We start from the raw sequence: 24,460 nt of genomic DNA on the forward strand, positions 1-24,460 counted from the left end.
CTAATTTTCACCTCAAAATGCTTAATCCTAAATCATTATTCATCTCAATCTAATATAATCAATGAGCCTGATAATTTCCATACTAAATTAAAATTTTTACAATTTTATTTATGATGAAGGGCATTTTAACAAAAAAAGAGACTGACTCTGCTCAGTCTTCTTATCAATGATTAAAAAAATGTGTATATAACAGTTTTATCGCATTATGTTCCATTAAACATTTCCCATATTCTTGTACACGATATATCGAAACCGTTGCAGGTGAGCCATATTCAGAAAGAACAGCGACAAATGTTTCCTCTAATTCTATATCAACGTCAAACTCTTCAAACGCTAAATAATAATGGCCTTCAAATGTATACAGTGTACCATTTTCTATACCTAGATTATACAATCGTTCAGCAAGTAAAAGGACACTTTCAATATCATCAAATACGTAATAAAAATCCTCTGTTTCATCAAGAGTGACTTGCATCTCTATATAACCATCATCAAATTCTTCATTAGTCCATTCATTCACTTCACATTTTGAAACAATAATCACCATCCCTTGTGCTGGCATGGCATAGACTTCAACTGCAATTGGACCATCTATTTTAAAACCTAGTTCATCATCAGCTTCCAACATCATTTCTCGAAATAGGTCATGGACTTTAGGCAAATCTTGCCAAAGATCATCTTTAGTTAACCCTCTTTCATTCATATCATCATTTGATAAAAAAGCTTTAAATTTATTCGTCGTTAACCGCTCAAGGCGCAATATCCTCACCCTCCTAACATTCTGCCAATTTCGATCCACAGCCTTCATAGTATACGGTATGACAAAACTGAAAAGAAGGTTCGCAAATGAAACTGGATTCATTGTTCATAAAGCTTAAATATTTTACGTTAGTCTCTCCTAGATTAACTAAAGTATGTTCAGACTAACATTAAAAATTGTCACATCAAAAAAGGTGAGTCCAATATTTAACATTAGACCCACCGAAATGTTATTATCTTTCTTTGTAATCGTTTTTCATTTATACTAACGGTTTCATTTCTTCTTCAATACCTAATTCGAAGTTTCCATTCAAGTAGGATAGCGCAGCACTTCCTAACGCTTTCGCTGCAACTAACATGGCACGTTCATCTATGTCAAATTTGGGGTGGTGATGAGGGTAAGAGGTACCTTCCATATTACCAGCGCCAGTAAAAAAGAAGACACCTGGAACATGCTGCAAATAATAAGCAAAATCCTCCCCACCCATAACGGGATCTATCTCTTCCACTTTAACTTCATTTATATTATTTTTAATTATTTTACTAAACTGTTTAGTCATAATAGAATCATTGACAACAGCTGGATAGCCCTTTTCATAATTAAATGTATAGTCTGCATTCATCGCTTCACATATACCTTTAATGATTTCCTCCATACGATTAATCATATAATTTTGAATATCTTCATCAAACGTTCGAACTGTACCTACTAGCCTCGCTTGATCAGCAATGACATTAAACGCACCGCCTGCTTGAAAGGAACCAATTGATAGAACTGCTGACTTTAATGGGTCTATATTACGACTGACAATTTGTTGTAGTTGTTGGACGATTGATGAACCAACTACTATAGCATCAACGGTTTCATGAGGGCTTGCTCCATGCCCTCCTCTACCGTATATCGTTAAATGAAAACGATCAGCTGAGGCCATAATAGCACCTGAACGATAACCAATACATCCATAAGAGAATGAACTCCAAATATGATTACCAAAAATAACGTCAACATTTTCTAAACAGCCATCTTTTATCATTTCAATTGCCCCTCCTGGAGCTAATTCTTCAGCAAATTGGTGGATTAAAACAATAGATCCTCGTAATTCAGAGCGATTTTCGACTAATGCTTTCGCTAAAACGAGTAATGTAGCAGTATGTGCATCATGTCCACAAGCATGCATCACACCAGGTACCTTAGAAGCAAAAGGCAGATTCGTCTCTTCTTGTATTGGCAAGGCATCAAAATCTGCTCGAATTGCAACGGTTTTTCCTGGCTTCCCACCTTTTATGTACCCAACTACGCCACGACCACCAACATTCCTTTTAACTTCAATTCCTATACGTTCTAAATAATCAGCAATCATTTTAGGGGTTTTGATTTCCTCAAATGAAAGCTCAGGATATTGGTGAAACTCCCTTCTCAACTCAACCATTTCTCCATATAATTCATCTAATCTATGAAATATTTTCTTTTCCATTCAATCACCTCTACTAAATAAAGCGTTTCAGCTACTTAGAATAATGTGCCCAAAGCATTTTCTTTATTAAACTTCAGGAGTAATGTATATCCATTTCTTTTAAAAAAGAAGCTGACTTCCCTTTGGTTGTCAACTTCTTTTCGCGTCATTCTTATTCAGAGTGTTCAGATAGCTTTAACATATATATAGCCATAACCACAGCTAGTGCTAATGCCATAAAGCCAAAACCAAGAATTCCAATTAATTGTATTGCTGACATCTACCTCACTCCTTACACCAACATGACATATAGTTATTTTATTCATTATATCACAGCTATTCATTTTCTTTAAAGTCCGATTGTGACAATATATAAGCAAATCACTGGGTGCATTGTTATCATTGGTTTAATGTTTATACTGAGCTTAGCGAGTGCCTTAGATGATTCACTTATTTTTAGCATTTATATTGTTTTATTCGTACAAAATCGCTATACTAATAAGGAAAGTAATCGTTTTCATTACAGGGGGATAATTTGATGCGATTAAAAAAAGTAAGGAATTTTACACTAATTACTAATAATGATATTTCCTATAACTACCGACTAGGACTTCCAATTGAAGTTTATTGCATCCAAAGTAAAAAAACGATAGCCTTTGGTAGAATTGCTTTTTTTAATAATAGCGTTATTATCATTCACGGTCACTCGTATACAAGGTCGTCCTATCTTTTTTTCGGTGTCAATCATTTAGAAAAGAGCTCATAGTCAATTATTTGTAATATAAATTAATGTCATGCTCAGCTTTCATATAGTGATAAACATTTTCCCTTGCTAACCATTGAGTATCTTCTTCCCAAAGTTCAGAACTACGATTCATTAATTCTTCGCGAAGCTCTTCGTACTCCTTTTCAGCCTTTGTAACTTTTTTATTTAAATATTGAACATATATGAAGCTTAATCCAGTTAATAGTAAAACAAATAAAAAAAGCGAATTATTTATAATACTCGTTAATAACGATTGATAGGAAGAAATAAGCCGTTGAGTAAATTCAATGTAACAGACTATCAACAGTATTGATATAAATATTAAAGTAAGATAACCACTATATCGATTATATTTTTCAAATTTTTTAAGTTTTATTTTTCGTTCAATTAATTCCTCCAACATCACTTTAACAACTGGACTACCATAGTCATTTTGAATTTTCCATTCCTTTAATCCGCTCATTGATGATCACCTCATTACAATGTATGTCCAATAAACGTATGATAGAATGGATTAGAGCCAATTTGGCAAAACTAAAGCTGCTACAATTAATAAAAGAAACAGGATAAGAAAAAGACGAATCAACACAAAGCGTACTCTCCACTTCGGTTTTTTATTTTTCTGTTCTCGTTGCTGGCGCTTATGAATCGAACTACGTGGAGGTAAAGACGACATTTCTTTTTGCTTCTCTTGATATTCTTCTACTTGCTCTCTCAACTTTTCTGCTTGATCCTCTAAGTTCTTATTCATATCATTTACCTCCTTTTATTTTACTTATTAATTATGGTTATGTTGTACAAGCAATAAAAAAAAGAAATCAACTTGTATTAGTAACATCATTATACCTTAAACACTGCATGTAAATGCTCCTGCCATGTTGAATCTTCTTGTGAATGTTCATGTTCTTTTTTTCGTTCATAAGCAGATAATAAAAATGTACAAATATCGCAACACGCATACGCGTTCTCTCGTACTTTTTCTTCTGAGAAATAATGTAATAACACGTCTCTTCTACACGTTGTACTAGTTAAATACTCTTCTGTTTTTTTCCACTTCGCTAATTTTACTGACATCCTTTTCTGTTGCGATTCCAGTATAATTGCCGTTATTTCATCTATTTGAAAAGGAGAAATAATCATATGATTAATAATATTTAATTGTTCCAATTGAAATACAATTAACCTCCAATTCGTCTCCGAACAACCCGTTTCTACTAAAAGGTCCTCCACGGGTACTTCATTGATTTTTTTGTATTGTGAAACACGGCGCAATAGCAGTGATAGCTGCTCCATTGTAACGGTATCCCGTTCAATTAAACTCTTTGCTAATGCTCTGTCATCCTCACAAAAAAGTGAAATAGCAATACTTGGTGCATGATCTCTAGCTGCACGCCCAATTTCTTGAACATAAGCCTCTAATTCTATTGGAAAGTGAAAGTGCAACACATAACGAATGTTTTTTTTATTGATACCCATTCCAAAAGCACTCGTGCAACAAATAAGATCTAGCTCTTCTTTCATAAATTGTTGTTGGATTAGTATTCGATCCTCTGTCGATAAACCACCATGGTAATACGCCACTCGTTTATGACCATCTTTCTTTAACTGCTCGCACATCGACTCTGCCCATAATCGACTTGAAAAATAAATCATTCCAGGGCCTTCTAATTGATGAATGAGCTTTTTCGTTTTTTCTATTTTTTCCTCCGTTGAAACACAGCTCTCAACTGATATCACAATTTCAGGACGATTGATCGATTGGACAATTCGCTCAGGGTTATGAAGCGATAGTTGAGCGATAAGATCGCGTTGAACTTCTTTTGTCGCTGTCGCTGTAATCGCTAAACACGGTGGGCTACCTAGATGTTGAATGACATCCCCTAGTCTCAAATAATCAGGTCTAAAATCATGTCCCCACTGAGAAATACAATGTGCTTCATCCACGACAAACAAAGACACCTGCATGCTCAGCATTCGACTCCTCAAATGTCGATGCTGCAACATTTCAGGTGACACATACACTAACTTATATCGTTGTAAATCCTTAATAACTCGCCTTTGATCTTCCTTTGGCATAAAACTGTTAATGGCTACTACTTCTTTAATACCATTAGATCGAAGTTCTTGAACCTGATCCTCCATTAATGATAGTAATGGTGAAACGACAATCGTTATACCTTCTAACAATAATGCTGGTAATTGGTAACAAATAGATTTACCTGTTCCAGTCGGTAATATAGCTAACACATTACGCTTGGACATAATGGCACGAATAATGGGTTCTTGACCATTACGAAATTTCTCATAACCAAATTTCTCTTTTAATACTTGCTCAAGACTCATAGTGCACCTTCCTTATTGCTATGACAAGCCGAATCATAAAATATGTAACGGTATCGTTTAAATGCTCTTTAATGACTCTTAATTTTGTCGTTCTTAATTGCTCGATACAATGAATAATTTCATTTTCTGCTTTTTCCGTAATAAATAATTTGTATTGGAAGGGAACTCCTGCATAGGCCATTTCAACAATATGATCTTCTATCGTACTTTTTTTTAATTGTCGACGGTTCATGATATCATTTAAACTAAGCCCCCTTTGTATGAGCTCATACGTCTTTTTCGTTGAATCTGTAAGTATAATTTGACCCTCAATATCATTCACAAACAGGTGCAGCATTGGATAAGCTGTTTCATTTTGAGCCAAATTACATATTTTATGTATGACAGATTTATGTAACAGAGCAATGATATCTTCAGAAGTCGTCATTTCTTCAGCGATTTGCTTTTTTGTTTTGCCTATATTGTTTTTACTCGATAATTGATAGGTAAAAGCTTTTGCTTGCCCTGTTTCACAATCATCTAATATCGATTTTAATTCGTTATGTATTTGGACAAATTGTTGTTTCTGTATTTCGGAATCTTTCGGTAAATGTTTCTTGACCCACTGTTGAACCGAATACCTTTGTGTTAATGGGTAAAACTTTGGTTCTTTTGAAATTAAAAAAGACAAGGATTGTATGTAAAGTGCCAGCCTCAACCAAACAATGCGCGACCATTTGTGATACTTCCAACCATTTAAATCATGAGCAAAATTGTTTGTAGCTTTTTTTTGTTCATATGTTTGTATACCGCATTTAGTTAATTTCACTCGATCTTTGTTGAACTTTTCAATATAATTGAGAGCAATCAATTTCTTTACTTCGAAAATAAAATCGTCTCTTGACCACTTTGGAAATAAACCAAAGTAAGAAGATATCATAAATAGGGACTGGTCTTGAATGGTTTGAGCTGATTTTTTCCCTTGCAATACATGATAAGCACCAAAAATAGAGCGTTCCCCATTAAAAGCAGCTAATACTGTTAAAATAATGTATTGTTTTCTATCCATACATACACCTACTAACTTCATCGCTTCAATTTTATTGTATCAAATTCCCTCTAATAAAAGGGACTTATTTAAGCAAATAACGGGATTACTAATAATAAACAAACATTTATATTCTTAATTGTTTTTAAAGAAAATAAAAATAAATAAATTATTTTAAGACGAATATGTTGAAAAGTTCTCTATTCCGTTTTAAAATAGTTCATTAGGAAAACAATTATTCAATTTGTGAGTTATGAACATTTGCCAGTTGTTCAGGATAAGGTAATATAGATACAGACTAAATGGAGGGTTATAGAAATGGCGAAATATACAATTGTTGATAAAGATACGTGCATTGCTTGCGGCGCATGTGGAGCAGCAGCACCTGATATTTATGATTATGATGATGAAGGGATTGCTTTTGTCATTTTAGATGATAATCAAGGTACGACAGTCGTACCTGATGAGTTAGAAGAGGATATGATCGACGCCCTTGAAGGATGTCCGACGGATTCGATTAAAGTATCAGATGATTCATTTGATGGCGACCCACTAAAATATGAATAAATCAAAAAAGGTCATCCAAATCTCTCAAATTGGATGACCTTTTTCTTATAGTGACAGTGCTTCTAGGGTTAGCAAGCAATTATTAGACCATACTTCAGAAAAATGATCAGGCGATAATGGATTAACTCCTACACCTACTTCAATAGTAAAACCAGGTTTACGATAATGCTGAATAAACCAATCCTTATATCCTCCATCACTATCCGCTGTTTTAACCGGTAAATAAGAACTAACATAAGATAGTCTACTTACCATTGCCTCACTAACTTCTGGCTCTAAATGATTATAGCCCCAATAAATGACTTGACCTTGAGAGTGAAATGCCAATACATAATCAAATTGATGTTGATTCGTATACTTGTAAATCGCTTTAGCTTCTGGTTCTGTTAATGGCTTTTGTCCACTGTAATGTCTTGACCATGGCTCTTTCGGACTTTCATTTGCTTCCTTAGCCCAACCAGCTGGCCATTGATGATTTAAATCCACACCTCGAATGTTACTAGACCAATGATCAAATGACCTCATTCCTTTATTGATTTCTAATACCTGATGAAAGTGCGGGTGCTCATTATAAATACCTTGTTGAACTAATTCAATTCCATCTGGATTCACGATTGGAACAACATAAAGTGTACTATCTTTCAATAATTCCTCAATTGAATAACCATGCCATCTTTGTTGATCTTTTTGCCTTTCACTAATCTCATATAAAAAATAAGCTAACAGTTTAGAGGTGATCCATTCATTGGCATGCCACCCGCCAGAGTAAAACACTTTCTTCTTACCGGTCCCTATTTTAAATGCGTATATCGGTTTATTCATAACTGAGTAACCAATGACATCCGTTTCAACTCCGTTTTTCTGTAACCGCGATAGCATTCCTTCTAAATCATGCTGATTAAACTCAGTTAACCCTAACCAATCCATTTGATCTTGTCTAAGCGTTCCATTTTGTATGTATAATCTCATTCCAGGGTAGATATATTGTTGTTCAGAAAAGACTTCACGATTAAATAAAAGAATGTCGAATGGACGTATACCATATTGAAAAGCGACCTTATTAATCGTCTCTCCAATTTGTACTGTATGCATCATCACCTCTTCCCCCTCCCATATTTATATATGACTTGCACTTATTTTTATGACTAAGCAACGACAGTTAATAACTAAACAACAATTGACAGAAGGTTGTGTTTATGATAAATTATCAAACAATTAGTACTATTTCTGCTTAATTAAAAAGTAAAAACTATACATAATGAAACGATGATGAAGAAAGATAGATGTGAAACCAACATCAGAGAGCTAGTGGTTGCTGTGAACTAGTTTGGTTCCTTCTTGAAAGCCCTTCTGAGTTCATGTACTGAACCTGATGCAATAGTAGGTACATACGGATAATCCGTTATCTTGGAGTTGATTCTCCCCGAGTTGCGTTAAGCAAAAAATGAGGGTGGTACCGCGGTTTGAACCTTCCGCCCCTCACGACACACGTCGTGTGGGCAGAAGGTTTTTTGTTTGTAGCGCTTTCATTTTACTGAAAAGGCCCATCAAGGCTTTTTTGTATAAAAAAAGAACGAATGAGGAGTGTAGAGTATGAGCAATAAAACTAACAAAAATGAAGAAACGATTTATCAAATTCTAGTATCTGACAGCATGAGTAAAGAAGGTCTGTTACCATTATTAGAAAGTGACACCGTTCGTTGTATTGAGAAAAATGTAAACGATGTGGAGGATTTAACTCTATTTGATGCATTGCTTGTGCGAAGTGCGACTACTGTTGATGCAGAGTTATTAGCCAAAATGCCTAATTTAAAAATTGTAGCTCGTGCTGGTGTTGGGGTTGATAATATTGATTTAGATGCTGCTACTAAGCATGGTGTCGTTGTCATTAACGCTCCAGATGGGAACACTATTTCAACTGCTGAGCATACTTTTGCAATGATTATGTCATTAATGCGTAATATTCCTCAAGCATATGCTTCCATCAAAGCTGGCGAATGGAATCGTAAAGCATTTCAAGGATTCGAATTACGTGGCAAAACATTAGGGATTGTTGGTTTTGGACGTATTGGTACACAACTTGCACAACGGGCAAAAGCGTTTGAAATGTCATTACTTGTCTTTGATCCATTCTTAACGAAAGAACGTGCAGAAAAAGTTGGCGTTCAAACAGCAGCGTTAGAAGAAGTACTATCACAATCAGATATTATTACCGTTCACACTCCATTAACAAAGGAAACAAAAGGCCTTCTAGGTATGGAGAATATCGCCAAAACCAAGCGTGGTGTCTTCTTAATTAACTGTGCTCGCGGTGGTATTATTGATGAACAGGCACTAAAGCATTACTTAGAAAATGGACATGTAGCTGGCGTTGCTCTAGATGTATTTGAGGAAGAACCTGTAGTTGATCAAGAATTAATGTCATACCCACGTGTCATTGCAACTCCACATATTGCAGCATCTACTTTGGAAGCTCAATTAAATGTAGCTGCACAAGTATCAGAAGAAGTTTTACGATTTTTACAAGGTGAGCCTGTTAGCAATTCGATCAACTTACCTACTCTTTCAAAAGAAGTTTATAGTAAAGTGAAGCCATTTTATGATCTTTCTAAAAAAATGGGTAATATTCTTTCACAAGTAATGCGTACACCTGTACAAGAAATAGATGTATTATACGGTGGTTCGGTTACTGATCTAGAAACATCTATTATTACCCGTAGTTTAATGGCTGGCTTCCTGCAACCACGTGTAGATGCAGGTGTGAATGATGTTAATGCTAGCCTCATTGCGAAAGAGCGTGGAATTACATTTGGTGAGAAAACAATGAGCCAAACATATGGCTATGCCAATATCATTCATGCAGTTGTTCGTGGTGAAGAAAGAACATTTGAATTAAAAGGAACGTTCATTAAAGAATATGGTCCACGGATCGTGAACATTAATGGATTTAACGTTGATTTCATACCTGAAGGTCATTTAATTTATATTCACCATAATGATCGTCCCGGTGTAATTGGGCGTATGGGGCAATTATTAGCAAAACATAATGTGAATATCGCAACCATGCAAGTAGGCCGAAAGGAAGAAGGCGGAGAAGCTGTCATGATGGTTGCAGTTGATAAATTGGTGGAACAACAAGTCATTGATGACTTACTTCAAATTGAAGAAATTCATTTTGCAGATACAATTGAATGTTAATAAATTGATAGATAAAAGAAAATGGCGTATCCCGTCATTTTCTTTTTTATTACCATATGTAAGAGAATAACAAGCCTAATTGTTCATCCCTATTTCTTTGTAAAAAATCGTTCCCTTTATCGGATAGTTGGATGGTATGATACCTTACAATAACAAACTGTTCATGATAGGCTACGTGAAAATAAAATTTATATAAGTGAGCTAACTCTTTTTTACTTCGTGAATTAATTAAATTAAAATTAAAAGCCCGGTCATAGCTTCTCCAAAATCTTGGGTGTATTTTTTGCTTATTTTTCATTCGTATGTGACCGTGTTTCCTGATTTTTTTTAACATAAATAGAAAGCCATCTAAAAACACAACATTATGACTATGAATATCCGTTTGCTCATTTAACCATCTTAACAATTCCGTCTCTACAGTCATTTCTATACCCCGCTTACGCACTTCTTACTACTACACTATTTTAACATATATTATTTTGCTATGGGGGTGTATAGATGAACAGATCGCACTCTATTCTCTTTCGATATATAGCATTTGACCGATTAAAATTTGATCAGAGTCTAATTTATTTAATTCCATTACATCATCAACAGAACGCTCATATTGATTGGCGATAGCTGTTAAAGTCTCTCCTTTTTGTACATTATGCACGGTGCTCACCTCATAAATCATTAGCTGTTGATTAATATAAATCGTTTCATCCTTAAGATGATTCCATTCCTTAATTAGTTCTACAGACACACCATAACGCTGCGCTAAACTCCATAACGTGTCCCCTTTCGTGACAGTAATCTTGCCCACAACATTTGATGAGACTTCCTCATTTCTTGCAGCAGCAGATATGGCATCATTTCTTTCAGCTTCTAATGAAGCATACATATGACTAGGCTTTTGAGACAGCACAAATAAAGGATCTATCGCTTCTGATTTATGTACATTCCAGCTTTCTTGATGGACTTCAAAGTGTAAATGGTTACCTGATGAACGACCTGTCGTACCGACCGTTCCAATTAATTGACCTTCTTCCACATATTGTTCTTCTTCAACTAATCGTTCGTGTAAGTGAGCATAAACCGTTTCCATTTGATTATCATGATTAATAAATATCACATTTCCATATGTATCAGAATAATAAGACCGAGAAACAACACCGTCTGCAACAGAAACAACTGGAGTACCTTCCTCTGCTGCAATATCAATTCCATAATGAGATCCCCCTCTCGTTCCGAATGTGTCTGTTAATTCGCCAACTGTCGGCCAAATAAAGGCTTCCTCCCACTCATAAGGAACACCTCGATCCTCAGCAGCAAATGTATATGAAGTACTGAAAAACAACACGCCCAAAAAGGCCATAATCCCTAACACAATACATAATCTTTTTATTAAATCCATCATCGTATCCTCCTCCATACTTGTACCATTCTTTGACAATGACTGTACTATCATATGAAGGCTTGACCGATTTTATGCTTTTTATTCAATAGCACCTGATTGAACAATGTTAATCGAAACGTTCACCTCAAAATTTGCTGTAGAATATATCTCTTCTTCCCACATTGTAGGGTTCCAATCTCTTGTTGTACTTCTATACAATTCACCGATTCCCACTGGATCAATTCCTTGATCACGAAAACGTTCAAGCATATCAAGTGTTTGTAGCTTTAGTTTATCTTCTATTTTCTTTTCATAATTATCAACGGTTTCTGGTTCGTCGAAATTAAAATCTCCACTATGATCTTGTATTTCACCATCGATTTGTATATTAAATCGAAATAAAGGACTTTCTCCAGACTTGTCTACTTGCTTATTTAAATGGCTATTTAATTTTTCTATAACAATATAAACAGGTTGCTCTTCTTCATCTTTCACCTCGAATTGTTTGATCGCTTGTTTTGTTACTGATGTAATCGTCTTTAAAATAAAAGATTCATCTAATCCAATCTCAGAATGGTAATATTGACCTGAGAACAAAGCGGTTCCTATTATGCGAACATTGCTTCCTTGAAGCTTTAACATTGGAGCAAATGGATCTCGACCATCGTTATACATACTAAAAAGAAATTCATGCATATTCGTTGACGGTATTGTATTTAAATCCATATTTTGCTGAATGAGATCCGGAATGAAGACGCCTGCTAATTCACCTACGCCGAGCTCTGTTTCTAACATTTTTCCAGCGCTATTTCCCTTTACAATACCAATTAGCATTCGATTCCCAACTGAAGGGTCTCGATACATCGCATCTAAATAGATTTCAACACCTTCCTTTGCTAGTTCATCACCAAAAAGCATGACGCGCGTTTGTCCAAATCGTATTGGCTTTTGAGAGCGCCGATTCAATAGGATTTTCGTTCCTTTTGTAGTTTGTCCATTCGCTGAAATAGATCCTTGCTGTAATAGACTTTCTTCCCCTTGTTCTAGAAAAGTAGGGAAATTAACGGTTACTTTTATGAAGTCATCTTCATCAGCTTTATCAATTGAAACAATGCGAATTAATGCAACTTCATCAACTATACTCGTTTCTAAACAAGCGCTTAGAACTATTAAAAACAGGACTAAGTAACTAAACCGAAGTACTTTGCCCATGTTTATTCCTCCTTATTTTCACTACTAACGTTTGCAATATGACTAATATTGGGATATAGACATACACAAAATAGAATCCAATATTTCCAATCATTTCATTAAATATCTTTATTTCTTGCCTTGAAGGTAGCATAATACAGGCAATACCAACTAATACAACAGCTATAATTAAAGCTTTTCTTTGACTCATTTTAAAGACAACCTTTGCACATCGTGTAGCCGCCCATAGTAATAATCCAATATTAGGAGCAATTAAAAACATCCACATCGAGATTCCAATATATTCAAACCTTTCTAAAAAAGGGAGTTGCACAACTTTAAATAACGTCAGCGTAGCCCATATCGTTTTGTTTAGCTGCTCTTCACTAAAAAAAGATAGGCTAACAAGCATGATTAATAAATAAATAGTAGTTGTAGTGAAAACAGCCAGCTGCGACCATTTCTGTGTATCTTCTTTCTTTTTTAAGAAGGGGTAAAAAAGCAAAAGTAGTTCCACACCTAAGAAGCTTAACGTTGCTTCCTTTGCCCCTAATAAAAGATCTAAGATCGAATGTTTTAAGATCGGTAGCATGTTAATGAACTGAGCATACTCCAATGGTAATAAGAGCACAGGAAACAAAAGAGCTGGTATAATGACACCTATAAAGGCTAACCCAACAACTGTTCGAAATCCTCCGGAAACAACGTAGTAAAAAAAGCTCACAGAAACAATTGTAATTCCCCACGTTGGTAAATCTGAAAACATCCACACTTGAACAACTTCAATATAAGAACGTAAAACCGTAACACTTACTCCAATAAAATAAATCATTGCAATAGAACTTAAAATATTGCCTACCCATTTCCCGAAAATTTGCTGATGAATACTCATTAAATCTCCATTAGACCTTTTTAAAAGAAGGTACATGCAAGCAACAATTATGTGGACAGCTAATCCCGATATTAATACGGAAGACCAGCCGTCATATCCTGCTTCCTTGACAATGGTTCGCTGAAAGCTCAGCATGCCCACTCCAACCTGAACTGAATGAATGAGAAAGAAGGCTAAAAAGCCTGACACTAAGTATTGCTCTTTAATCGGCTTATGCATAAAATCATCCTCCTTTCCTATTCATCAAAATCACTTTTGGACGTTGCTCTCTTAAAATTAAAACGACCACTATCAAGCGGACGCATATATATCGGTCTTTTAGACATTCTGTTAAAAGGTAAACGAACAAATGCATCCTTCCAATCGGTAAACCTTGGAGGGAATAACGGCTCCATGTAAGGACGCCCTAATGATGTCAGTCTAATCAAATGAATTAATACATATAAGCCGCAAAATGCAACACCTACTCCACCAAAAAAAGCAGCCATAAACAAAATCGGAAAGCGAATAACACGAATTGTATTCCCCATTTGATATACAGGAGTTGTAAATGATGCTAGGGCGGCTAGTGCAACAATAATTAATAAAATGTTACTTGTTAAACCAGCTTCAACAGAGGCCTGTCCTATAACAATTCCTCCAACGATTCCGATTGTTTGACCTACCTTTGTCGGTAGGCGTGCACCCGCTTCGCGTAACAACTCAATTGTTAATTCTAAAAATATAGCTTCAATAATCGGTGGGAAAGGAATATTACTACGTGATGCAATAATGGTTGACAATAAATCACGCGGAATTAATTCATAATGAAATGTTAAAACAGCAACATAAATCGGTGTAGAAAAGATAGAGAAAAGTACAGCTCCAAACCTCAAAAGGCGTAAAAACGAAGCTATTTGCCAGTGTAAATAATAATCTTCTAGAGAAGAAAAAAATTCAATTAGAGTCGCTGGTCCAATAATGGCATCTGGAGATCCGTTTGCCATAAAGGCAATTTTTCCTTCTGCTAAGACAGCGGCAACTCTTTCAGGTCTCTCTGTATGAATTAACTGTGGGAAAATAGACATCGTTTGGTCAGTAATCATTTGTGAAAGTGCATTCGCATCAATTACCTGATCAATCTCAATTGAATGAAGTCTTTGTATGACAGTTTCAATATTATCAGGATCAGCAATACCATCTATATACATAACCACAACACGAGTTTGTGTTAATTTTCCGATAGATAATTCTTTTACTTGTAATTGTGGGAGAGGTAATCGTTTTCGAATTAAATAAATATTTGTATCAAGTGATTCTATGAACGCCTCTTGAGGTCCTGAGACACTAAATTCAGTTTCTGGTGGCGCAACTGAGCGATTATTTTCTTGAGTTGCTTGTATAGCTAGACACCTTTTAGGCAAAGGTTGATCATAAATAATGACAAAACCATGCATAACCTTTTCTCTCAGTTCATCACTTTGGTTGATCCAGAGTGAATTCGCATTAGCAACAGCATCTTTCATTTCCTCTAATGTTATATACGTATGATTTTCCTTTAATACTTTAAGCACATTTTCGTTTAATTCTTTGTTGTCAATAAGTGGTTCGTAATAAGCTATGTAAAACAATTTCCCATTAAGTATGTATTCGCTCTCAACAAAATCCTCTGACTTTTTAAATAGGTTAATCATATTCGCTAAAGGCTGCTCTTTATTCTGACTTTTTCTATTCATAATCCATCTACTAATCACTATGTCTCACCACCTACATATCACTGTGCTCTAAAGTTAGTATGAAAAAACCCTAATTGTATTATGCGTAAAAAAGAAAGAGAAATTTCAAAAGGTAGCAATCCCTTTGAAACTTCTCTTTCATTCCTACTTCTCTTCTTTTCTTACCCCATTTTTAAAAACAGCCGCACTGCGAATATATTCGATGTCCTTTATTTTTAATCTTGCATTTGCAACTCTTGCAATAGCGAATAAATAATCTGATAAACGATTTAAATATTTAAGAACATACGGATTGTAATCTTCGTTTGTTTCTAGTAATTGAACAACTTGGCGTTCAGCTCTTCTTGCAATCGTCCTACATATATGCAACGTTGCTGCAGCTTCTGCCCCCCCTGGTAAAATAAATTTTTCAATTGATGGTGCTTCATCTATGTAAACATCCATCCTTTTCTCTAAATAATCAATCATTGCTTGATTTGTTTTATATCGGATTTTATCTGATTTCTTAATAGCAGCTAAATCTCCACCACAGTCAAATAGTTCATGTTGGATTCTCTCTAACTCACCCTTAATATCTCGAAATAGATCATCTTCTAATTGTGTTACTGCTTGACCAACAAAAGCATTCAATTCATCTATTGTCCCATATGCTTCAACACGAATATGACTCTTCATTACACGCCCACCAATAACACTTGTTTTACCTTCATCTCCAGTTCGTGTATATAACTTCAATACAATCCCTCTTTCTAATCGTTTTCACTAGTATACATGATTATTTTAAATTCTACCTAATAAAAATTCTCTTGACATTTCTCCTCCTTCACGATAAAGTATAAAACAATTTCATATGTTGGAAATCGGTACTTTGAATACAATGACTTTCAAAGTTTAAAAGGGAATCCGGTGAAATTCCGGAGCGGTCCCGCCACTGTAGTAGATGAGTTACAATTTCTTAAACCACTGGCTTATAAAGCTGGGAAGGTGATTGTGACGTTGATTCTAGAGCCAGGAGACCTGCCAATTTCAACAACACTGTTTTTACCTACGGGAGATAGGGAGGTGTTATAATAGCTTATTTACGCATGCCGTCATAAGGATATTATTACACTAGTATAGGTAATAATATCCTTTTTTATTTCATGAATACACATTTTGGAGGAGATGTTTGAATGTCAATTAAAACAAGCAACTTAGGTTATCCACGAATTGGTGAACAACGTGAATGGAAAAGAACGTTAGAGTCGTTTTGGAAAGGTTCGATTACTGAAGATGAGTTACATACTCAAATGAAAGAAATTCGTCTAAATCATCTTAAGAAGCAAATGGAATTAGGCATTGATTATATTCCTGTTAATGATTTTACTTATTATGATCATGTGCTTGATACAGCGACTATGTTTGGTATCGTTCCAAATCGTTTTCAATATTCCGGAGGGGCTGTTTCTTTAGCTACTTACTATGCAATGGCACGCGGAGGAGACGCTCAAGCGTGTGAAATGACAAAATGGTTTGATACAAACTACCACTACATTGTTCCTGAGCTACAGGACGCAAAGCCTACACTCGTTGAAAACAAACCGTTGAAAGCATTTAAAGAAGCGAAAGAAGAATTAAATGTAATTGGAAAGCCGGTTATTTTAGGACCTTTTACATTCTTAAGCTTATCAAAGGGATATAAAAAGTCAGAATTCTCAAACCTTTTGTCGCAATTAATCCCACTTTACTCACAGGTTTTATCAGAGTTGAAAGAAGCAGGTGCAGAAATTGTCCAAATCGATGAACCTACATTTGTGACGGATTTAAGTGAGGAGGACTGGTATCTAATTAAACAAGTTTACACTCAACTAGCTAATACAACTGACATTCATTTAATCGTACAAACGTATTTTGAAAGTGTTGATCAATATTTAGAGCTCATTTCATTACCAGTGAAAGGGATAGGCCTTGATTTTGTTTATGGAAAGGAAAATAATTTAAATTCCTTAATCACGTACGGCTTCCCTCAAGATAAAATACTTGGTGTCGGAATTATTGATGGTCGAAACATTTGGAAAAGTGACCTCAACAAAGTATCTAAGCTTCTTGAAAGAATTAATGAAGTAGTCCCATATTCCAGACAGCTTATTCAGCCTTCATCAAGTTTACTGCACGTTCCAGTAACGTTAAAGTATGAAGATGCACTAGATCCTCTCGTAAAAGGGGCACTTGCCTATTGTGACGAGAAACTAGAAGAAATGATATTATTAAAAGACATCCTATCAAAACGTTATCAATATGAGGACAAATTAAAGGAACACCAAAAAGGCATTTACGATTTAGGTGAATCTGCATGGAGAACCGAAAAAAAATTAAACGAACTGAAAACGAATCGAGGTACTCATTTCAGTAAAAGAGCCGAGCTTCAACACAAAAAATGGAAATTACCTTTACTACCTACTACGACGATCGGGAGTTTTCCACAAACAACAGAAGTACGCCAAACCCGTTTAAAGTGGCGTAAAGGAGAATTATCTAACGAAAACTATGAGCAACAGATCAATGAATATATGAAGAAATGGATCCAAATTCAAGAAGATCTTGAACTTGATGTTTTCGTTCACGGTGAGTTCGAACGAAATGACATGGTCGAATTTTTCGGCGAAAAGTTATCGGGGTTTGCTTTCTCGAAAAATGGTTGGGTTCAGTCATATGGCTCACGTTGTGTAAAACCACCTATCATTTTCGGTAATGTAGAATTTACTAAGCCAATGACAGTGAAAGAAGTTGTTTATGCACAATCACTAACAGAGAAACCAGTTAAAGGAATGCTTACCGGGCCTGTCACCATTTTAAACTGGTCCTTTGCTCGAAACGATATTTCTAATAAAGAAATTAGCTTTCAAATTGCAGAAGCGCTTCTTAAAGAAGTACAAGCGTTAGAAGAAGCAAATATTACGATGATTCAGGTTGATGAACCTGCATTACGCGAAGGTTTACCATTGAAGAAAGAGAAGCAAGAAGACTATCTTCAATGGAGCATTGAAGCATTCAGACGTTGTACATCTGATATCGATGACCTAACGCAAATTCATACACATATGTGCTATAGCGAATTTAATGAAATTATTGATGCGATTGATGCAATGGACGCAGATGTGATCTCCATTGAAACCTCTAGAAGTCATGGTGAAATGATTGAAGCATTTGAAAAAACAACCTATACAAAAGGAATTGGTTTAGGTGTATATGATATTCACAGTCCTCGTATTCCAAACGTATCCGAAATGTCATCAATCATTGAACGTGCACTAAAAGTTCTTCCAGCTGAAAGTTTCTGGGTTAACCCAGATTGTGGCTTGAAAACACGCTCCGAAGAAGAAACAATTGCTGCACTAAAAAAAATGGTTGACGCAGCTAAAAAAGCTAGAGAAAACATTACCGTTTCGAGCCAATCTTAGAGGTGATAATGAGACGAGAAATGATTCAATTTCTTGAATATACAACGAGTGAAAAAGAAATGAAACATTGTATTTACCACCTAGATTCTCAAGGCTTACATTCTTTAGTTGAGCATTTAGGCTTTACAACTTTAGAAACGCAAGAACGCTGGTTGGCTATTCTTCATTCGATTTTAAATATGGAATAGAAAAAAGAGGCTGAGACAACACTTTTGTCCCAGCCTCCTTCCTACGATTAGTCAAGTGGTTTTCCTGCAATTCTTTTTAGTAAAAACCAACAATTAGGCGCAGGAAATTTCTCTCAATACACGTTACTCATTATACATCGCAATATTTGGGATGAAAAATGTGAATTCTGTACCTTCATTTAATTTACTATGAACAGAAATATGGCCATTGTGAGCTTCAACAATATTTTTAGCAATCGCTAAACCTAAGCCCGTTCCTCCGCGACTTCGAGTTCTAGCCTTGTCTGCCTTATAAAAACGCTCAAAAACAAACGGTAGGTCCTCTTCTGGTATTCCAGAGCCTGTATCAAGAACATCAAACTTTGTCCCTTCATCAAATGAACGTACACGCAACGTCACATGGCCTTCTTCATTTGTATGTCTTATTGCATTGTGAAGTAAGTTTGTTAATACCTGTTCAATACGATCTGGATCAATGGTTGCTTCTTTGTCTAATTTAGTTGCATCAAGTGAAAGTGTAATGTTTTGTTCTTTCGCCAAACCTTGAAATTTTCGGACGACCTTTTCAACAAATGGGTGAAGAGGTATGTGTTCTGCATGTAATTCGACGTGCCCCGCTTCCATTCTTGCTAAATCTAATAATTCATTCACTAATCGTCCTATTCTTAGTGATTCATCATAAATGATTTTTGCCATTTCCTTTTTCTCTTCATCTGATTGAGCTACATCATCAATAATCGCCTCACTATAGCCTTGGAGCATCGATATTGGTGTACGTAATTCATGTGAAACGTTTGCAATGAAATCCTTACGTAATTTATCGTGCCGTCGTTCTTCAGTCATATCACGAAAAACAGCAACTGCTCCTCTTATTACGTTTTGATCATATAGCGGAGTCATTAAAATAGTCCAGCTTCTACCTTGCACTTCAATTTCCGTCGTTTGTTCCTTTTCAAATGTTACGACCTGTTCAAATAATGTTCCAATTGTATCAGGTAGCTGCTCTTCTGGTCGAATTTGACCTTGTTCAAAAGACCAAGATTGAATAAAACGTTCTGCTGGAGGGTTCGCTAGCACGACCTTACCATATTTATTTAACGTAATGACACCGTCAGCCATACTTCCTAATATTCGTGCTAACTGTTCTTTTTCTTGATTTAACGCGTGAATATTATTATTTAATTCTCTTCCCATTCGATTAAAAGCCATTGCCAATTGTCCAATTTCATCATGTGTCAAAATCGGTATTTTCGTTTCAAATTCTCCTTTTGCGACTTCTAATGCCATTTCACGCATTTTTCGTAGTGGTGCTGTTACCCTTGATGATAGGAAAAAAGCAAATACTGTTGTCATAATGATCGCTATACCACCAGATAGATACACAATTCTTCTCGTTTCTGCTGTTGCTGAATTAATTGCGTCTAAAGATTGATAGAGAAAAACAGCGCTATCTTCTATTTCACCAGGCTGCACCGGTACACCAACAATCATGATTTCGGCGTATAATTGTTCGTCATGACTTTCAAAAGGAAAATCACCTTCTGTACGGACAATTTGCTCACCTGAAAATACTTCCATTAACACATGATTATTGTATAACGTATGCAACGCTAAATAATGCGAATGATGATTTTCAGTACTTAAAACTTTTTCTCCCTCTATAAGTAAAATTAATTTCGTATCAAACGTTTCAGCATACTCTTGAATAACGTATAATGCTTCTTCTTGATCATAGCGCTCATACATTGAAGCAATCATCTGTGCATGATTCATTAATTGCGACTCGGCCGTATTTACGTGAACTCTCTCAAATGATTGAAGAAGAAGAACCATTAATAACGTTAACACAAATGTAACTAGTAAAATAATTGTAAGCCAAAGCTTACCAACTACACTACGCCATAACATTAGTCTTTCTGTGCCTCAAACTTATAACCTATTCCCCATACAGTTGCAATCATCGATGCAGCTTGCGGTGATACTTTATTTAACTTTTCACGTAACCGTTTAATATGTGTATCGACCGTACGTAAATCACCAAAAAAATCATAATTCCATACATCCTTGAGTAATTGCTCTCGCGAAAAAACTTTATCAGGAGATTGGGCTAAATAATGAAGTAACTCATATTCTTTTGGTGTTAACGAAATCTCTTCATCAGCGACCATAACACGATGCGCGTCATGATCAATGGTTAATTCTTGAAAGACTAATACATTTTTTGCTAGAGTATCGGTTTGCATAAATTTTGTAGCAGAAGCACGTCGAAGTAACGCTTTTACTCGTAAGACAACTTCTCTCGGGCTAAAAGGCTTCACAATATAATCATCCGTTCCAACTTCAAAGCCTTGGACACGGTTTGCTTCTTCTCCTTTTGCTGTTAACATAATAACAGGTGTTGCTTTCGATTTACGAAGCTCTTGGCATACTTCAATACCGTCCATTCCTGGCATCATTATATCTAATAATATGACATCGAAGTCTTTTTCAAGTGCTAATTGTAAGGCTTCCTCACCATTTTCAGCCTCTTCTACTTGATAATTTTCACGTTCTAAATACATTTTTAATAATCTTCTTATCCGATCCTCATCATCTACTACTAATAAACGAGCATGCTCCATATAACTTCTACCTCCTCCATCTGTTCAAAAGGGGTGCTCCAATAAAGGAACACCCCTTACCATTATAGGGCATATGAATGCAACCCAGCTATAACTAAATTAACAAACACAAGGTTAAACATTATGATACCAAATCCAATGACACATAGCCAAGCTGAACGCTCGCCATGCCACCCTTTTGAAAGTCTTAAATGTAAATATGCAGCATAGAATAAGAAAGTAATTAATGCCCAAACCTCTTTAGGATCCCAGCCCCAAAAGCGGGACCAAGCAATCTGTGCCCATATCATCGCAAATATTAACCCTCCAAGTGTAAAGACAGGAAAACCAATTGCTATTGCTCGATAACTTATTTCATCAATTAATTGTGGACTTACTCCTTTTAATAAAGGTTGAATAGCAGCGCTTATTCGTTTACGAAGAATAAGCCGTAATAACCAATAAAGAATTAGACCAACTAAGATAGACCAAATAACGGTGTTCATATCATTTGCTCGAATATTCTCGGGCACATAAAGAAATGGAGATAAAGCACCTTCTGTCAAAAGCTCCCCTTCATTCGGCCCTATGAATGCTGGCATCGTATATGTCATTGTTGCTTCTGTTTCAAATTCATTTATATAATTAAACTGCGCTTCATAATTAGCTAAGTTAAAAGCGGTGCCCGCAACGATATATCCAACTAAGCTTAATACACAGAAAAGAATAATTTCCATTGAACGTGTACGCTTATTTGTTTTTGAAAAATCAATCGTCCTTAATAAGTATATGAGCCCAGCTGCCATCCCTATCGTCAATATCCCTTGTCCAAGAGCGACAGTAATAACATGTATTGTTAACCAATTACTTTGAAGAGATGGAATTAAAGGTGAAATTTCACCAGGGAACATAGAAGCATAAGCAATTAAAAGCATAACAACTGGCATTGTAAATAAACCTAAATAGTTTGAACGGTAAATAGCATATAAAATAATAAAGGCTAAACCAATTGCTATTGCAAAAAAGGTCATGTATTCATACATATTACTAACGGGTGCATGCCCCGCTATATACCAACGAGTAAAAAAATATCCAAGTGAAAAAAACGATGCGAAAATGGAAGAGAGAAAACCTAAAAACCCCCATCGATTTCCTCTCATTTCTCCTTCTTTATTACGCCACTTTCTTCCTGTAACGGAAACCGCAAAAAAAATCGTTGCTGCCAAATAGAGAAAGAAAGCAATATAAAGAAGATTACCACTTAATTCAACCATACTCCAGCCTCCTTGCGCTTATTTTTCAACTAATTTGTTATCTCTTTTTCCTCTTCTTCATTTTCCAACTGATCGACAGGAGAAGGAATCGTTGTTCCTTCTAATATTTCGTCAATATCTTTGCGTAAAGATAAATAATTTTTATTCGTATGACCAGCGATAATGAATTCGTTATCGATTTGTTGAAACCAGATTCTACGATGTGCCCAATAGGAGCCTTGAATGAGACCAATCATAAAAATAACTCCACCAATGATTAATAACGGAAATGTATAGTCCTTTCTCAAAACGAGAGCTGTTACATGATTCGTTTCCAAATCGACAAATGACATCTTATATTCATTTTCACCTAAAGGCTCAAGGTTTGTTTGAATTCCAACAAAGCTTACTTCTCCTTCAGGAGTATCAGGTGTATACATATCGAAAATAAACACAGGATTGTTTGGAACATTTGATCGTGTTGATGGAACATTATTATTTAAATAAAAATCTTGAAAATATTCACGGATTTCAACATAATACCCTTCTCCCAAATCATATACTGCTTGAGGGCTTGAGAGGTCAACATCCAATTGACCAAATTGTTCGCCAGTTTCCTTATTTTCAAGTGTGAAACTCATTGAGCTAAGTTCATTAAGCTTATAATCCATTTGATAAAGAGAAAAGCCACTAAATGTTAATGGTTCGTTTACTCGAATTGGATAGCGTTCTATCTCAACTAATTCAGCATTATCTCCAATGATTCCCGTATCTTGTCGTTCATATAACACAGCATTTGTTTGATAGTTACTAGCTATTGCACCTTCAGCTCGATTTAATGCCTCTCGGTACAACTCATTTTCTTCGTCGTAAACTTCAATAATAAATTGTTCATTTTCGACATGAAACTGACCATCTGTATGCGGGACTTCAGCTGTTTCCCCTTCTCGAATCCACATATGATCATCAACATACATTCCAGGAAAATAACGTAGCATGCAACCAATTAAGAAGATAATTAACCCAATATGATTGACATATGGTCCCCATCTAGCAAAACGATTTTTTTCCGCAAGTACATTTCCGTTTTCTTCTCGAATTTTATATTTCTTTTGCTTTAATTTTTTGTTTATTGTCTGTAGCTTTTCATCAACATGGTTCACTTCTGTATAGCCGTAAAGGCGTTGACGTTTTAAGAAATTACGATGTTTTGAGACACGTTGATTTTTCAATGCACGATATAATGGAAAAAAACGATCAATACTCGCAATTAAAATTGATACTCCTAGCGCTGCTACTAGAAGCATGTACCACCATGTTCCATATAGGTTGTGCAACCCTAGCTCATAATAGAGCTTCCCTGTAAAGCCGTACTCGGCTTCATAATGCTCTGTAGGACTTACACCACCTGGTATATACATTTCTTGTGGGTAAATCGTTCCTAATGAGGACGCTATTAATGTAATAACAATGATCCATATCCCGACTTTAACAGAAGAAAAAAACATCCAAACTTTATCTATCATTGTAGTCGTATATGTTTGCGAGCGACGAGCCACTCCTTCATATTTCATATCTAGGAGCTTAGTTGATTCGTTGTATTCACCAATTGGATTCCCACAAGCCTCACAAACTTGTGTCCCCTCTTGATTTAAATGTCCGCATTCACACTTGATTTGACTCATTCCC

22 protein-coding genes, 1 riboswitch and 1 other annotated feature are annotated in these 24,460 nt (G+C 35.6%); of the genes, 5 read left to right on the forward strand and 17 right to left on the reverse strand.

The annotated features are described in order from the left end of the window. Positions 1 to 163: 163 nt before the first annotated feature. Entirely contained in the window at positions 164 to 760 is a 597-nt protein-coding gene (locus tag MW695_RS12320; protein WP_247105648.1) for a genetic competence negative regulator, read from the reverse strand. 259 nt (positions 761 to 1,019) lie between these two features. Next, entirely contained in the window at positions 1,020 to 2,234 is a 1,215-nt protein-coding gene (locus MW695_RS12325) for a M20 metallopeptidase family protein (RefSeq protein WP_247105649.1), read from the reverse strand. Between the two features lie 517 nt (positions 2,235 to 2,751). On the opposite strand from MW695_RS12325, the gene MW695_RS12330 reads away from it, so the two are divergent. Further along, a complete protein-coding gene (locus MW695_RS12330; protein WP_247105650.1) occupies positions 2,752 to 2,979 on the forward strand; it encodes a hypothetical protein in 228 nt (75 codons plus the stop codon). A gap of 4 nt (positions 2,980 to 2,983) precedes the next feature. On the opposite strand, the gene MW695_RS12335 is transcribed toward MW695_RS12330, so the two are convergent. The 4 genes from MW695_RS12335 to MW695_RS12350 form a co-directional block, all read right to left on the reverse strand. Beyond that, on the reverse strand, positions 2,984 to 3,442 hold the full coding sequence (locus tag MW695_RS12335) for a DUF2663 family protein (RefSeq protein WP_247105651.1): 459 nt from the start codon (positions 3,440 to 3,442) through the stop codon (positions 2,984 to 2,986). A 51-nt stretch (positions 3,443 to 3,493) separates the two neighbouring features. After that, the gene (locus MW695_RS12340; protein WP_247105652.1) at positions 3,494 to 3,730 is read right to left on the reverse strand and encodes a hypothetical protein; all 237 of its coding nucleotides are present in this window, start codon (positions 3,728 to 3,730) and stop codon (positions 3,494 to 3,496) included. Positions 3,731 to 3,819: 89 nt separating this feature from the next. Next, the gene (locus MW695_RS12345) at positions 3,820 to 5,322 is read right to left on the reverse strand and encodes a RecQ family ATP-dependent DNA helicase (protein ID WP_247105653.1); all 1,503 of its coding nucleotides are present in this window, start codon (positions 5,320 to 5,322) and stop codon (positions 3,820 to 3,822) included. Next, the gene (locus tag MW695_RS12350) at positions 5,312 to 6,370 is read right to left on the reverse strand and encodes a YpbB family protein (RefSeq protein ID WP_247105654.1); all 1,059 of its coding nucleotides are present in this window, start codon (positions 6,368 to 6,370) and stop codon (positions 5,312 to 5,314) included. The genes MW695_RS12345 and MW695_RS12350 overlap by 11 nt, the downstream gene beginning before the upstream one ends. A gap of 297 nt (positions 6,371 to 6,667) precedes the next feature. On the opposite strand from MW695_RS12350, the gene MW695_RS12355 reads away from it, so the two are divergent. Next, positions 6,668 to 6,916 carry a ferredoxin gene (locus MW695_RS12355; RefSeq protein ID WP_247105655.1) on the forward strand — a complete coding sequence of 83 codons (249 nt, stop codon included), beginning with the start codon at positions 6,668 to 6,670 and terminating at the stop codon, positions 6,914 to 6,916. A 45-nt stretch (positions 6,917 to 6,961) separates the two neighbouring features. Here the strand turns inward: MW695_RS12355 and MW695_RS12360 are convergent, their stop codons facing one another. After that, on the reverse strand, positions 6,962 to 8,011 hold the full coding sequence (locus MW695_RS12360) for a M14 family metallopeptidase (protein WP_247105656.1): 1,050 nt from the start codon (positions 8,009 to 8,011) through the stop codon (positions 6,962 to 6,964). A gap of 162 nt (positions 8,012 to 8,173) precedes the next feature. Further along, positions 8,174 to 8,399, forward strand: a binding site (T-box leader). Positions 8,400 to 8,509: 110 nt separating this feature from the next. On the opposite strand from MW695_RS12360, the gene serA reads away from it, so the two are divergent. Further along, the gene (gene serA / locus MW695_RS12365) at positions 8,510 to 10,114 is read left to right on the forward strand and encodes a phosphoglycerate dehydrogenase (protein ID WP_247105657.1); all 1,605 of its coding nucleotides are present in this window, start codon (positions 8,510 to 8,512) and stop codon (positions 10,112 to 10,114) included. A gap of 49 nt (positions 10,115 to 10,163) precedes the next feature. Here the strand turns inward: serA and MW695_RS12370 are convergent, their stop codons facing one another. The 6 genes from MW695_RS12370 to MW695_RS12395 form a co-directional block, all read right to left on the reverse strand. Next, entirely contained in the window at positions 10,164 to 10,538 is a 375-nt protein-coding gene (locus MW695_RS12370) for a hypothetical protein (RefSeq protein WP_247105658.1), read from the reverse strand. Between the two features lie 90 nt (positions 10,539 to 10,628). Next, positions 10,629 to 11,510, reverse strand: coding sequence for a M23 family metallopeptidase (locus tag MW695_RS12375; RefSeq protein WP_247105659.1), 882 nt, complete (start codon positions 11,508 to 11,510; stop codon positions 10,629 to 10,631). An 81-nt stretch (positions 11,511 to 11,591) separates the two neighbouring features. Continuing rightward, positions 11,592 to 12,704, reverse strand: a complete 1,113-nt coding sequence (locus tag MW695_RS12380) for a Ger(x)C family spore germination protein (protein ID WP_247105660.1) — start codon at positions 12,702 to 12,704, stop codon at positions 11,592 to 11,594. After that, a complete protein-coding gene (locus MW695_RS12385) occupies positions 12,682 to 13,794 on the reverse strand; it encodes a GerAB/ArcD/ProY family transporter (RefSeq protein WP_247105661.1) in 1,113 nt (370 codons plus the stop codon). The genes MW695_RS12380 and MW695_RS12385 overlap by 23 nt, the downstream gene beginning before the upstream one ends. 17 nt (positions 13,795 to 13,811) lie before the next feature. Continuing rightward, positions 13,812 to 15,308, reverse strand: a complete 1,497-nt coding sequence (locus MW695_RS12390; protein ID WP_247105662.1) for a spore germination protein — start codon at positions 15,306 to 15,308, stop codon at positions 13,812 to 13,814. Positions 15,309 to 15,434: 126 nt separating this feature from the next. Next, on the reverse strand, positions 15,435 to 16,025 hold the full coding sequence (locus MW695_RS12395) for a cob(I)yrinic acid a,c-diamide adenosyltransferase (RefSeq protein WP_247105663.1): 591 nt from the start codon (positions 16,023 to 16,025) through the stop codon (positions 15,435 to 15,437). 109 nt (positions 16,026 to 16,134) lie between these two features. Next, positions 16,135 to 16,329, forward strand: a riboswitch (cobalamin riboswitch). A gap of 133 nt (positions 16,330 to 16,462) precedes the next feature. On the opposite strand from MW695_RS12395, the gene metE reads away from it, so the two are divergent. Both metE and MW695_RS12405 read left to right on the forward strand, forming a co-directional pair. Further along, positions 16,463 to 18,730: a 5-methyltetrahydropteroyltriglutamate--homocysteine S-methyltransferase gene (gene metE, locus MW695_RS12400; protein WP_247105664.1), complete on the forward strand. Its 2,268-nt coding sequence runs from the start codon at positions 16,463 to 16,465 to the stop codon at positions 18,728 to 18,730. 8 nt (positions 18,731 to 18,738) lie between these two features. Beyond that, a complete protein-coding gene (locus MW695_RS12405) occupies positions 18,739 to 18,918 on the forward strand; it encodes a hypothetical protein (RefSeq protein WP_247105665.1) in 180 nt (59 codons plus the stop codon). A 123-nt stretch (positions 18,919 to 19,041) separates the two neighbouring features. On the opposite strand, the gene MW695_RS12410 is transcribed toward MW695_RS12405, so the two are convergent. From MW695_RS12410 to resB, 4 genes are all read right to left on the reverse strand, one after another. Continuing rightward, positions 19,042 to 20,826, reverse strand: a complete 1,785-nt coding sequence (locus MW695_RS12410) for an ATP-binding protein (RefSeq protein WP_247105666.1) — start codon at positions 20,824 to 20,826, stop codon at positions 19,042 to 19,044. Then, positions 20,826 to 21,539: a response regulator transcription factor gene (locus MW695_RS12415; RefSeq protein ID WP_247105667.1), complete on the reverse strand. Its 714-nt coding sequence runs from the start codon at positions 21,537 to 21,539 to the stop codon at positions 20,826 to 20,828. Before MW695_RS12415 ends, MW695_RS12410 begins: the two co-directional genes overlap by 1 nt. Before the next feature lie 62 nt (positions 21,540 to 21,601). Beyond that, positions 21,602 to 22,792, reverse strand: coding sequence for a c-type cytochrome biogenesis protein CcsB (gene ccsB, locus MW695_RS12420; protein ID WP_247105668.1), 1,191 nt, complete (start codon positions 22,790 to 22,792; stop codon positions 21,602 to 21,604). Positions 22,793 to 22,821: 29 nt separating this feature from the next. Next, complete coding sequence (gene resB / locus MW695_RS12425; protein ID WP_247105669.1) at positions 22,822 to 24,456, reverse strand: cytochrome c biogenesis protein ResB; 1,635 nt, start codon at positions 24,454 to 24,456, stop codon at positions 22,822 to 22,824. Positions 24,457 to 24,460: the final 4 nt, after the last annotated feature.

The organism is Halalkalibacter sp. APA_J-10(15) (assembly GCF_023017105.1).
GTDB lineage: Bacteria > Bacillota > Bacilli > Bacillales > Bacillaceae_D > Halalkalibacter.